General features: G+C 42.0%; 9 protein-coding genes, 1 tRNA gene and 1 riboswitch. Of the genes, 3 read left to right on the forward strand and 7 right to left on the reverse strand.

What is annotated here, in order from left to right; translation table 11 throughout:
- Window positions 1-50: 50 nt before the first annotated feature.
- The 6 genes from dpaL to V7M78_RS09285 form a co-directional block, all read right to left on the reverse strand.
- A complete protein-coding gene (gene dpaL / locus V7M78_RS09260) occupies window positions 51-1250 on the reverse strand; it encodes a diaminopropionate ammonia-lyase (RefSeq protein ID WP_333648710.1) in 1200 nt (399 codons plus the stop codon).
- A 40-nt stretch (window positions 1251-1290) separates the two neighbouring features.
- Complete coding sequence (locus V7M78_RS09265; RefSeq protein WP_333648712.1) at window positions 1291-2454, reverse strand: M20 aminoacylase family protein; 1164 nt, start codon at window positions 2452-2454, stop codon at window positions 1291-1293.
- A gap of 33 nt (window positions 2455-2487) precedes the next feature.
- Complete coding sequence (locus V7M78_RS09270) at window positions 2488-3882, reverse strand: alanine/glycine:cation symporter family protein (protein ID WP_333648714.1); 1395 nt, start codon at window positions 3880-3882, stop codon at window positions 2488-2490.
- A gap of 509 nt (window positions 3883-4391) precedes the next feature.
- Entirely contained in the window at window positions 4392-6113 is a 1722-nt protein-coding gene (locus V7M78_RS09275) for a sigma 54-interacting transcriptional regulator (protein ID WP_333648716.1), read from the reverse strand.
- Window positions 6114-6204: 91 nt separating this feature from the next.
- A complete protein-coding gene (locus V7M78_RS09280) occupies window positions 6205-7005 on the reverse strand; it encodes an MBL fold metallo-hydrolase (RefSeq protein WP_333648718.1) in 801 nt (266 codons plus the stop codon).
- Window positions 7006-7123: 118 nt separating this feature from the next.
- Window positions 7124-9775: a cation-translocating P-type ATPase gene (locus V7M78_RS09285; protein ID WP_333648720.1), complete on the reverse strand. Its 2652-nt coding sequence runs from the start codon at window positions 9773-9775 to the stop codon at window positions 7124-7126.
- 363 nt (window positions 9776-10138) lie between these two features.
- On the opposite strand from V7M78_RS09285, the gene V7M78_RS09290 reads away from it, so the two are divergent.
- The gene (locus V7M78_RS09290; protein WP_333648722.1) at window positions 10139-11092 is read left to right on the forward strand and encodes a DUF4846 domain-containing protein; all 954 of its coding nucleotides are present in this window, start codon (window positions 10139-10141) and stop codon (window positions 11090-11092) included.
- Between the two features lie 64 nt (window positions 11093-11156).
- On the opposite strand, the gene V7M78_RS09295 is transcribed toward V7M78_RS09290, so the two are convergent.
- A complete protein-coding gene (locus V7M78_RS09295) occupies window positions 11157-11825 on the reverse strand; it encodes an ECF transporter S component (protein WP_333648724.1) in 669 nt (222 codons plus the stop codon).
- Window positions 11826-11907: 82 nt separating this feature from the next.
- A riboswitch (FMN riboswitch) is annotated at window positions 11908-12023 on the reverse strand.
- A gap of 94 nt (window positions 12024-12117) precedes the next feature.
- Here V7M78_RS09295 and V7M78_RS09300 point away from each other — a divergent pair.
- A tRNA-Ala gene (locus V7M78_RS09300) sits at window positions 12118-12190 on the forward strand.
- Between the two features lie 240 nt (window positions 12191-12430).
- Window positions 12431-13747, forward strand: a complete 1317-nt coding sequence (locus tag V7M78_RS09305) for an MATE family efflux transporter (protein ID WP_333648726.1) — start codon at window positions 12431-12433, stop codon at window positions 13745-13747.
- The last annotated feature ends 14 nt before the right edge of the window (window positions 13748-13761 follow it).

The following is a 13761-nucleotide window of genomic DNA, read 5'->3' on the forward strand; positions in this document are numbered from 1 at the left end:
ATTTACTTCTTTATGATTTCATTAGAAGTTACTTTACCTGATATTCAATCCTAAAAGCTGGGATAAAAACCATCCCACACAATTCTTCTATAATTCTCTCTATCAGTATCTCCTTCTGTTGAAAAACAAAGAACTCTTGAATCTTCATTAAGACCTATACGTTTCCTTAAGAAATCCATACTTTCATTCTGCATTACTTCAGCTACAAAACCCACTGTGGCGGCTCCGCTTTCACCCGAAATTACTTTTCTATCTTCTCCTAACGGATTTCCAAGTATCCTCATTCCCTTTGCTGCAATATAATCCGGCATGGAAATAAAGTGGTCTGCAGAATTTTTTAATACATCCCAGCCAATCGTGCAAGGTTCCCCACAAGCAAGGCCAGCCATAATCGTATTCATATCACCTTTCACTGCTTGAACTTCCCCTTTTTCAGCAGTTCTATAAATACAATCTGCTTTATTTGGTTCTACTATGACAATCACCGGGCGTTCCTCTGCATGGTATAAATTTGTAAAGTAACCAGCGATTGCCCCCGCCATTGCACCTACTCCTGCTTGAAGAAAAATATGAGTTGGCTTTTCACCTTTCAATTGCTCGACTGCTTCCAAAGCCATGGTCATATAGCCTTGCATAATCCAGTTGGGAATCTTATTATATCCTTCCCATGCAGTATCCTGCACCATAACCCAGCCATTCTCATTGGCACGGACTTCCGCCAAGCGTACCGCATCATCATAGTTTAAGTCAGTAATGGAAGCATCTGCCCCAAGTGCCTTAATATTATCTAATCTTTCCTGAGCACTTCCACTGGGCATATAAACTACACTTTTTTGACCAATCCTGTTAGCAGTCCATGCAATTCCTCTCCCATGATTCCCATCAGTAGCTGTTACAAATGTGATGTCCCCTACTCTTGCTTTCACTTCCTCACTGATGATTTTATCATAGGAAAGTTCACTGATATCCACTCCTAATGCTTCTGCAATATAAGTACCAATGCAATAGCTGCCGCCAAGAATCTTAAAAGCATTTAAGCCAAACCGGTAACTCTCATCCTTTACATGGATGCTTTTCACTCCCAATGTTTTTGCCAGACTCTTTAAGTTCATCAGTGGAGTCACTGTATACTCCGGAAAGCTCTTATGGAATGCCATCGCCTTTTTCGCATTCTCCGGAGTAAAGCTGGTTAGTACATCTTCTTTCTTATCAGTTCTGTCATAGCTTATAATTTTTACACACTCGTCCATTAATACCTCCTTTAAAACTATCATTTTATCCCATAACAATTTATTGAGGCAAACCAATTCGAATCAATTCTGCAAAAAACTCTGCACCAACTGCAAGGACATCATCATTATAATCATATATGGAATTATGAAGCATAATGTTGTCTGATGCATTTGCATGCTTTCCACTTCCCAAAAATACAAAGCAGCCCGGTATTTCCCTTAAAAATGTACCAAAATCCTCAGAAGCCATCCAGGGAATGCAATTTCCATTAACCTTATCAGGTCCAACAACATTCTGGGCAGCTTTCACCGCTGCGGAGACACATTCTTCCCAATTGACTGTTGGAGCAAACTCATGAGTATAGATAAATTCACAGCGGGCACCATTCATCTTGCAAATATTCTCGCTAATGGCTTTCATTCTTGCTTCAATTAATTCCTGTACTTCATTGGTGCAGCTTCTGGTATCTCCAAGAATCTCCACATTTGATGGAATCGCATTATGAGCTCCATCTGTGTGGATTTCAGTACAGGAAACAACTGCCTGATCAAGAGGATTTGCATTCCGTGAAGCAATAGTCTGCAAAGCCAGAATAATTTCCGATGCTGTCACCAAAGGATCGATTCCCATATGCGGACTGGAGGCATGGGAACCTTTTCCTTTAATACGAATCGTAAAATTGTCTTCACTTGCCATGATTCCACCCGTACGCGTATGGATCACACCAGCCGGCAGAAATGGTGCATTGTGAAGTCCATAGATTTCATCCATAGGGAAGCTTTCAAAAAGACCATCTTCAATCATTGCTTTCGCACCTTTTCCCGGCTCCTCTGCCGGCTGAAAAATAAAGCGTACAGTTCCGTTAAAGTTTTTCCGCTCACACAGAAGCTGCGCCGCACCTAAGAGTGTGGTAACGTGGCCGTCATGGCCGCATGCATGCATCCTTCCTTCATTCTGGGAGCGATATTCCAAATCTCCGCATTCCATCATATTGATGCAGTCCATATCAGCCCGCAATCCAATTACTTTACCGCCATCTCCAACCTTTAAGCTCGCAACCACACCCGTTCCGCCTATATTTTTATGTACTTCCAATCCCATTTCAGTGAGACGCTCCGCAATAAATTCTGATGTTTGTTTCTCCTCAAATGCACTTTCCGGATGCATATGAAGATAATGTCTCCACGCTTTCAGCTGTTCTACAAATTCTTCATTATTCATTTAATGATCCTCCTGACAAAATATTGTGCAAACTTATTTTTTGGAATCTGCCTTCAAGTCCATTTCTGTAATGTCTTTATCATAATTCCATTCCGGCTGTTCACCAGTCTTGCTTTGTCTGACGAAATCTTTAAAAATATAGATTACATACTTGCTTAAACCAATTAATGCAATAACATTAAAGAATACCATAAAAGCACTGGCAAAGTCTACTAACTCCCATAAAGCAGTTACAGGAACCACTGCCCCCAACACAATCAGGCCGCAGCAGACGATACGGTAAATGGTAACTACTTTAGGATTCTCTTTAAAAAACCATTGAAGATTTACTTCTCCATAATATACATCTGCTAAAAGTGTTGTAAATCCAAATAAGAACATTGCCAGAAAAACAATCCATTTTCCCCAGCCTCCAAGAGCGTTTCCAAAGGCAGTCTGGGTTAATGCTATGCCAGTTTCACCAGAATCCAAAGCACCTGTAAAAAGTATGCAGAATGCGGTACAGCTGCAAATAATGATAGTTGTTATAAATGTACCAAGCATCGCAGCAAAGCCCTGGTTTACTGGATGTTTAACAGTTGCAGATGCATGCATACTGGGAGCAGTACCGTTTCCTGCATCATTAGAGAACAGACCACGGGCAATACCATACCGGAATGCTTCTTTAATGGTATATCCTGCAACACCGCCTGCTGCTGCACGAAACGTAAATGCAGATTTGAAAATCAAAGCAAAAATTGCAGGAAGCTTATCAATATTAGTAATAACAACAAATAATGCTATGATAATATACCCAAGCGCCATAAATGGAACGATATAAGAGGATACTTCTGAAAGGCGCTTTACTCCCCCAAAAATAACCAGTGCAACTATTATTACAAGCACAATTCCTGATATAACCGGCGGAATACTTACAACACCTGATAATGCCACTGAAATAGAATTGCTTTGAATCATAGCATAGAAAAATCCAATTCCAACAATGATGCTGATAGAAAACAAAGCAGCCAATACTTTACTTTTCAGGCCCTTTTCCATGTAATACGCCGGACCTCCACGGTAAGTGCCATCAGGATTTTTCACTTTAAAAAGCTGTGCAAGAACTGCTTCACTAAAACTAATTGGCATACCAAGAATTGCAGTGACCCACATCCAGAATACCGCACCTGGTCCCCCGGAAGCCAAAGCCGTTGCAACACCTACCAAACTTCCCGTACCAACCTGGCCTCCCAGGGCTGCACACAGGGCGCCAAAACCAGATACCCCTCCTTCTGCTTTCATACTTTCCAGCAGATTCCTGAATAACCGTGGAAAATATCTGACCTGAGGAAATTTCAAACTTATGGTAAAAAATATACCTGTTGTAAGCAGTATACCAGCAACAAGCCACCCCCAAAAAATACCATTCAATGCCTGAACAACGCTCATAAAAATACCCCTTTCCTAAGTAGAGAATTTTAGATACAATACTAACCTTTGACCTAATAACTTTCATTGACTCCTTTTGATTCCCCCAAGGCTGACTATCATTCAAGTAAATATTGCATTGCAAGCCCTCCCTTCCGCAGCAGTAATACTCTTATAATGCCAAAGTATAAAATACCGCGGAATGCTTGTCAAAACCTGGGCGTATCCTTCTAAAAACCTTAAATCTCTATCAAAATGATAATTTAAAATTTATATTTTTTCAGATGGCAACGCTTTTGCACTGATAAATAAGTTTGATATACGTTATTTTATTGGAATTAGTACTGCATTTCATCTCATATTCATAATAAAATAAACTTTATCAATATGATAATATATATCATATTGATAATTCACAGTAAAAAAGCGAGATGTAAAATACAACACCTCGCTTAAATATTTATTTAATTTTCACAAAAAAACATCATAATCTTCTACGTATTTACTCCCTTTTTATAATAAGCAGGGAATTATCTGAAGCCATATATTTTCATCTTTCTATATAGTGTGGCAACTCCAATTCCAAGAGAATCTGCAATTCTCTGCTTCGAATCAGAGTGATTACCGTATATCTCTATAGCCTGGGAAATCAGCTTCCTTTCCATATCTTTTAAATTGAGGCTTTCATTTAAGTATACTTCTTCTTTACCTAAAATATTGGAGGGCAATAATTTTGCACTAATCATGCCGTCTAACCGCATTACATTCATGACATATTCCATCGCATTTTGCAATTCCCATACATTTCCCGGCCATGAGTATTGTTCAATATGATTCCAAAAATCCTGTTCAATTAAATGTACCGTTTTCCCCATGGATTTTGAATACTGTTGTATATACTGCTTAGCAAGCAAAACAACATCATTATCCCGGTCCCGTAATGGCGGTATGTTTAAAGGTATTACATTAAGTCTGTAATATAATGACTTTAAAAAGAGACCGGCATTTACCACATCTGAAATACTTTTGCTTGTAGTTCCAATAACACGTACATTTACCTTAGTTGGTTTCTTTGCCCCAACTCTCATAATCTTCTGCTCTTCCAATAATGATAACAGCTTTGTCTGAATAAACAATGGTAAATCACAAATTTCCTCCAGCATCAAGGTTCCATTGTTCGCCAGCTCAATTTTCCCCACTTTACCTTTGCTTTTCTCATCAACTCTGGTGCAGCCAAACAATTCTTCTTCCATAAGGTCATGAGGAATGGTCGTACAATTTGCAGAAATAAAAGGAAACTTCTGCCGGTTACTTTCTTCATGCATTGCCCTGGCAAATATCTTAGTTTCCGTGCCGCTCTCCCCGGAGATTAACACTGGTGAAGCAGAAGTAGAAAGCATTAACAAATCCCTTTTTAAGTCAATAATTTTCTGGGATTTTCCTATAATTGCCGAAACCCCTTTAGGGACTGTTCCATTGAGACTTAATGTTGTTTGGGGCAGTTGCTCAGCCTCCTGAAATAAAAATACCGATGAGTAGTTGTCAATATCAATATCAAAGATCTTTCCAATAAGCCTATAAGTTTTATTGCTGAAAGATAGAAGATATTCATCTAATCCCAATATTTTATTCCCTGTCATTTTGATATCTGATATGCCAGTAATATCAGATTCCATCATGCGAAGAATTCGCTTTCCCACTGTATTCATTCGCACAATCTGCTTGTTTTGCCGTAATACCATAATGCCGCAATCAATGTGATCCACTATAGATTCCAAAAGATTGACCATAGAGACAGTTCTTCTCTCCTCTAAGGACCTTTTTGCACTTAGTGTTATCAATTCCGCAAACTGCTTTAAGAATTGTTCAAAAACATCTTTATTTTTCATTGCATGTTTGCGCTGCTGCTCATTAAAGCAGACAAACGCAATACCGCCAATTGCTGATCCATTGAGCATAATTGGAGTGCACATATGAAATGTCTCACGGCAGTTTTCACTTTTAGGACAGCTTAAACAAACTTGCTCCTTGCCAGGGGCAGAAATAATCTGAGTTTCTCCCGTATTCATAGCATAGCGAAATATATGACCTTCATCTGCCATATTTGTATTTATTTCTTTTAAAAGTCTACCAGATCCAGCAATTCTATTCATCTGATTATCTACAATCGTAACATCAACCTTTAATATCTGAGCCAAAATATCAGCATAGAGAATAACAGTTTTCTGTATATCATGCAAAATTGTTTTCATGGTAGAACCTCCTCGGCTTTATTAGCATTAATTATACACGATTCTCAAAAAAAGCCAATATATAATTACTTCTTGCTCTATGCTGATTTTCCTAAATTAAAATTGTTTCCAAATCATCAGGAACATACAAATTACCCCGAAAGTACGTTTCCCCTTCCGCCATATACAGCTCCTTGCGCTGATGTAATGACTTATCCTCTGTATGATACAAAACCAAATTTTCCACTCCAAATTCCTGGGCCAATTGGCAGGCATCCTTCACTGTGCTGTGATGCTTTTCATAGGGATGAAACACATCCGCCTGGGAATGCAGGCAAAACGCTTCATGCAGCAGCCAGCAGCTTCCCTCCACATACTCCTTTTCAGATATATTATAGGGCTCATCACCGCAGCATGTCAGCTTTTTACCTTTCGAAAGTTCCATAGTGAAACCAAATTGCTTATCCTTTGTGGAATGAATATCAAAAAACTTAACACATCGGCCCATAATCTCTTTTTCTTCACCGTCTTCAACTGCAATCAGGTGTAATCGCTGGTTAAGATAAGTGACTTCGCTTTTTTGAAGAACCATCTCCGCAATAGAGCGAAGGGTCTGTATGACCTCAGAATGCCCGTATATATTTGCTTCACCCTTGTATTGGTTCTGTCTCATATACTGGCAAATCATCCTCATCATCCAAACCGCACCAAGAAGATGATCAATATGTTTATGAGTAATAAAAATATTCTTGACCTCTTTCCAGTCAATCCCGGCTTTTTTCAACTGGCTTAAAACACCGTTTCCACCCCCGGCATCCACCATAAAATATTCGTCAGCGTCCTGCAAAACAAAGCAGGTATTATAGCAATCCGTAACCAATGCATTTCCTGTTCCTAACATTGTCAATTTCATTTTATATCCCCTCCTATATTATTTTCAACCATTGATAAAAACATTAAAAAGAGCAGGAAACCGCCCACGTAAAAAGGCCGTTTCCTGCTCCTGTCCCGTCAGGGATTTTTTGGAATACTTATTTGTTGACTATTTTCTTTGCCAGCTCGCCGCCCAGCATTGGAATAAATGCAAGAAGCAAAGCTACGATCATTTCGTCTAAGGTAAGCGCAACGGTACTGAAAATAGGATTTAAAGCAGGGATATAAATGCTGGCAAGCAGGAAAGCAAGGGATGCCAATACGCATTTATTGAGGTAGCTGTTTTCCAGAATACGCATTTTGAATACGGAAATATGCTCTGAACGTGAAGAGTATGCACGAAGCAGCTCGCCAAGTACCAGAGTCAGGAAGCATGCGGTACGGGCTACGTCCAGATCGTCATGTACATAATAGCCGTACATGAAAGAACCAAGTGTTCCGATTGCCAGAGCGATACTCTGAATTCCTACTGCAACAGCCATCTTCTTATCAACGATAGGTTCAGCAGGATCTCTTGGAGCTCTGTCCATAACGCCAGGCTCTTCCTTTTCCATACCAAGAGCAAATGCAGGGAACGCATCTGTAATCAAGTTGATAGAAAGCAACTGAATTGCAACAAGGGGAACCGGAAGGTTTACCAGCATGGCAAGGAAGATAACCAGAATCTCACCGATGTTACAGGAGAGCAGGAATCCTACTACCTTACGGATATTGCTGTAAATGGTACGGCCTTCTGCAACGGCCTTTACAATGCTGGCGAAGTTATCGTCAGTCAGAATCATGTCAGCCGCTTCCTTGGAAACGTCCGTACCGGTGATTCCCATGGCAACACCGATATCGGCATGCTTCAGGGAAGGAGCGTCATTAACGCCGTCGCCTGTCATGGCGGCGATGTTTCCGTTTGCCCTTACTGCGTCAACAAGGCGTACCTTGTGCTCAGGAGAAACACGGGCAAATACATTAACAGTTTTTACACATTCCTGGAGTTCCTGATCGTTCATTTCAGAGATTCTGCGGCCTTCTACAGCAACGGCTTCTCCTTCAACAATACCAAGCTGACGGCCAATGGCTGTCGCTGTGATCTTATGGTCACCAGTGATCATCTTAACCTGGATTCCAGCCTTCTTACAGATGTCGATCGCGCTCTTTGCTTCTTCACGAGGCGGATCAATCATGCCTACAAGGCCGATAAAGGTAAGATCATTTTCTGCTTCAAAGGAAGCGTTTACTACATCGACATTGCGGTAAGCAGCACCGATCACTCGCAATGCGGATTCTGCAAAGCTCTGGTTTACAGACAGAATCTCCTCGCGTTTTGCGTCAGTAAGTGTTTCTACACTACCGCCTATATCAACGGAAACACAGCGGCGCAGCAGTTCGTCAGGCGCGCCCTTGGTGTACATAACGTTCTTTCCGTCAATAGTATGGAAGGTAGACATCAGCTTTCTGTCTGAATCAAAAGGAACTTCCTGCAGACGGGGATATTTCTCATCCCACTGTTTCTTAACCATACCTGCCTTATGTGCCAGAACAACCATGGCAGCCTCTGTAGGATCACCTACAATGGTCTCCTTTTCAGGATCATAAATAGCATCATTACAAAGAACAAGACTTTCAAGCACCTTCTGCACTGCTTCTGTTTTCTTGCTGCCGGACTTGTCAGTAATATCACCTACAGGACTATAGCCTGTACCGCTTACATCATACAGCTCTTTACCATCATAAATTCGCTGGATGGTCATTTTGTTCTGGGTCAGTGTACCTGTCTTATCGGAGCAGATAACAGTTGTACTTCCCAGAGTCTCAACCGCACTTAAGCGCTTGATGATTGCGTTGACCTTTACCATCTTCTGCATACCCATGGCAAGAACAACAGTAACAACAACGGTAAGTCCTTCCGGGATAGCTGCAACCGCCAGTGATACAGAGGTCATGAAGATATCAAAGAGCTCCATACCGCGGACTAAGCCGAGAAGGAAGATGATACCACAGATTGCCAGACATACAATACCCAGGAGTTTACCCAGGCTGTCCAGCTTCTTCTGAAGCGGGGTAGCTTCATCGTCACCGTCATTGAGCATCCCTGCGATGTTACCCATCTGGGTCTTCATGCCAATGTCGGTAATAACACCTTTTCCTCGTCCGTAGGTAATGACGGTACCCATGTAAGCACTGTTGATGCGGTCTCCAAGGCTGGAATCTTCAGCCAGAACTGCCTTGCAATCCTTCTCAACGGGAACTGATTCGCCGGTCAGGGCTGCTTCGTCGATCTTTAAGTTCACGGATTCTACGAGACGAAGGTCAGCAGGAATATAATCACCTGCCTCCAGAATGATTACGTCGCCGGGAACCACTTCATTTGAAGCGATTTCAACGACCTGTCCATTACGCAGCGCCTTGGCGTGGGGACTTGCCATTTCCTTAAGTGCCTTGAGCGCGTTGCTGGCTTTGTTTTCCTGGTATACGCCTAAAATAGTGTTCAATACGACGATTGCCAGAATAACGATACCTTCCAGTGCTTCGCCCAGAAAAATCGAAATCACTGCTGCAACCATAAGGATGAGAACTAAAAAATCCTTAAGCTGCTCAAGAGCCATTTCCAGAAGGCTCTTTTCTTTTCCGCCCTCCAGAACATTGGGACCGTACTTTTGGCTGCGCTCTGAGGCCTCCTGGCTGGAAAGGCCTTTGTTTAAGTCAACCTGTAAGTCTTGTGCGGTCTCTGAAACGGATAGGTTAAAATACTGTTTCATAAAGCACTCCTTAATTTTATTTAGGTCATGCCGCTTTGGTCATGCCTATTTAACTGGTCTCACTGCCCTTAAAAAAGCAATGCTCCCTGTTCTCGTGCACTGCATGACCACGGCAATGAAAGTTGCAGAAGGATCATTGGCGTAAACACACAATACTCTAATAAAAACTATAATTCAATACCGGGATTGTGTCAAGTAATCGTTGATACTTTTCACACTTTTTTATAGTTTCTTCACAGCAGTCAAAAAAATGCTTCCTTATTAATATAAAAAAATTATTTATTGGAAATCAAAAAATTTTTGTGATACAATGGAGAAAAGTATCTGGAAATGAAGTGGGTTATGGGAGAGGGAGAAACGAATATGAGAATACTTGCGGCACTCTTACTTGGCGGAAGCCTTTTTTGCGCAGCAGCGCCTTTGTTCAGCCATGCCAGAGACAGAAGGCCGGCTTCCCGTGAGGAAGGTGCAGAAAGTACGTCCATCCCGCCGGAATATAAAGATATCATTTACCTGGAGGAAACCGGGAAAGAAATCATCAAAGCAGAGAAACCTTTGATTCATTCCCAAGGCCTGACCTTAGAAGAGAGATTTTCTGTGCCCAAAGGGTATGGCAGGGTGGAAAAACCCCTGGGGAGTTTCCAGGCATATTTAAGGCAGTATCCCTTAAAGCCGGACAAAAGCCCGGTGCTTCTGTATGATGGCAGGGAAAAAGCGGCTCAAGATATTCATGCAGCAGTTTTCGCCATGCCAATGGTGGAAGGAGACTTACAGCAGTGTGCAGACAGCGTGATCCGGATGTATGGGGAATACTTTTGGCTGATGGAGGATTATGAATCCATTTCCTTTCATCTGACCAATGGATTTTTAATGGACTATACCTCCTGGATGTCAGGAAAAAGGCTTTCTGTCAATGGAAATCAGGTTTCCTGGGTAAAGAAAGCTTCTTATGATAATTCCAGGGAGTCTTTTACAAAATATTTAAGACAGGTTATGGTCTATGCGGGAACTCTGTCTCTGGACAAGGAATCCAGTCCTGTTGAAGAAGGAAGGATTCTGGCTGGTGACTTATTTATCCGGGGCGGCAGCCCGGGCCACTGCGTTATGGTGGTGGATACTGCGGAGGACAGCCAGGGAAATCAGTGTTTCCTCCTGGCCCAAGGCTATATGCCCGCTCAGGAATTCCATGTTCTGAAAAATCCCCTTCACGAAGAGGACCCATGGTATTATGAATCAGAGATACAGGACACTTTGATCACACCAGAGTATGTGTTTGAAAAAGGAAGTTTAAAAAGATGGAAGGAATTTAAACCGTAACTTCCCAAAATAAAAGATGCCTTCTGGACGGAACCCGTCAGCCAGAAGGCATCTTTGTATTTAATTATAAATTTCCCCGCAAAACCAATATGAACATGATGCAGGTTATAAGGATTATCGCAGCAGTTAAGGTCATGCCCGGGCTAAACTTTCGGCTGTTCTGAGGACTGGGTGAATCAAAAGCCAGCAAACCGGATTTTCTCAAGGTGGTGACCAGCGGCTTATAAATAAGAAGAGTCAGGCCTGTGTTGATTCCTCCTTTTAAAAGATTGAAAGGAACAATTGCCGGAACAAGAAGCTCAACGATGGCCTCTCTTGGGTATCCCATATAAATGGGGGTAATAAGATAATTCCACAAAACCATAATCAGGGTCATGAGGACTGTACCTGACAGCATACCCATTAACGCTCCTCCGGTAGAGTGGTATTTCTTATAAAAGGAAGCTGCAGGGCAGACATAGGCCACCGTTGACAGGATGTTCATAATTAATCCGATAATTCCGGTGTTACTGATGGTGAACAATTCTATGAAAGAGACAATGACAGAAACCAGTGCCGCAGACATAGGGCCGAAGATAAATCCTCCTGTCAGGATAATGACATCCTTAGGCTCGTATTGCAGAAAAGGCATTGCAGGAATCAACGGTATCCGGATTGTGGCTACGGATACGAAGGCCAGCGCACAAAGCATGGCCATCAAGGTAAGTCTGTTTGTTTGTTTTGTTGTGTTCATGGTTTATCCTCCTGAATATAAATAACACCTGAAAGTATGTCTTTCAGGTGTTAAAAATAGACAGGTGTATTATCCTTATTTAACACATCTTCTTTCATCCAGACTTTACTGTCGGTATTGGAATTACACCAATTCTGCGCTGCTGCGCTCGCGGACTTTACCGCCGGTCGGGAATTTCACCCTGCCCTGAAGACTACTATATTCAAATGTTCTGAATGTATTATAACATTTTTTTAAATTAATGCAATATGTTGTTGCAATTTTTTTCATGCTTTGCTATAATAGCGGACATGGGGGTATAGCTCAGCTGGGAGAGCGCTTGAATGGCATTCAAGAGGTCATGGGTTCGAATCCCACTATCTCCATTAAAAGGAACCACAAAGTTAAACAAGCTTTGTGGTTTTCTTATATCCTGCAATAAATAAAACCTGACATTTAATAAGACTTTGACAAAAACGAGACCCTGTGCTACACTTATGTGCAGTAAAATAAACTGCAAACGTATTTTTACCGCCGGGTAAAAACTTAAGCGTTGGACTTCGTATCGTTAGGCCATAGAAGATACGAGGCTCCGGCGCTTTTATTTTGTATGGAGGTCTGATTTTATGAAACAAGCATCTTGTTTAAAGGAATTTTTAAGGTACTCATCGTTAAATGTCTTAGGCATGATAGGACTGTCCTGCTATATTCTGGCAGACACTTTTTTTGTGGCAAAGGGCCTTGGCGCCAACGGCCTGGCAGCTCTCAATCTGGCAATTCCCATATACAGCTTCATCCATGGAAGCGGCCTGATGTTCGGCATGGGAGGGGCTACCAGATATTCCATTTCCCAAAGCCAGAACAGGATGGAGGAGGCAAACCGCACCTTTACCTCTGCTATTTTTCTGGCCCTCAGCTTTGCCGCAGTCTTCTTTCTGCTGGGCGCATTTTTTTCTGAATCCATCATAAGGATGCTGGGAGCTGATGAAGAGGTTTTTCAAATGAGCAAAACGTATTTGCAGGTAATTCTGCTGTTTTCTCCCATGTTTCTGTTAAATAATGTACTTTTATGCTTTGTAAGAAACGACGGCGCTCCCCAGCTTTCCATGATGGCAATGCTGGGAGGAAGTTTTTCCAATATCGTTCTGGATTACGTCTTTATGTTTCCTCTGGGAATGGGAATCTTCGGAGCGGTTCTGGCCACCGGCCTGGCTCCGGTGATCAGCATGATCATCCTTTCCCCCTTCTTTTTCCAAAGAAAGAATCATTTTCATTTAGTGAAACTCGATTTTTCAGGGCAAAGGATCAGCCGTATTTTTTCCAGCGGACTTCCTTCTCTGATTACTGAGATGTCCTCCGGCATTGTTATGATTGTTTTTAATATTATTATCATGAATCTTCAGGGAAATGCCGGGGTTGCTGCATACGGAATCATTGCCAACCTTTCTCTGGTGGTGCTTTCTATTTATACGGGCATTGCCCAGGGCATCCAGCCTCTCATAAGCAGTTATTACGGAAGCGGAAACCTGGGAAATATCCGGGCAGTCTTGCGGTACGCCTTGATTTCCCTGTTAATCCTGTCGGGTGCCATTTATCTTACGGTGTTCTTTCAGGCGCCGCAGATTGCCGGCATCTTTAACAGCGAGGGAAACCCGCTTTTGCAGAGCATCGCCGTACCGGGCCTGAAGCTCTATTTTACGGCCTGTTTGTTTGCCGGATTCAACATTATCATATCCGTTTACTTTACCTCAACGGAACATGCTCTTCCGGCTCATTTGATCTCCGTTTTAAGGGGATTTTTGATCATCATTCCAATGGCGCTTTTCCTCTCTTCCGTAGGAGGAATAACCGGAGTGTGGTGTGCATTCCCGGCAACAGAGCTGATTACAGCCGTTATAGGGGGAATTTTACTTTCAGGAAAGAAAAAAATCCTGATTGAATAATGTTATAATAGGAG

This window comes from Lacrimispora sp. (assembly GCF_036758025.1).
Classification (GTDB): domain Bacteria; phylum Bacillota; class Clostridia; order Lachnospirales; family Lachnospiraceae; genus Lacrimispora.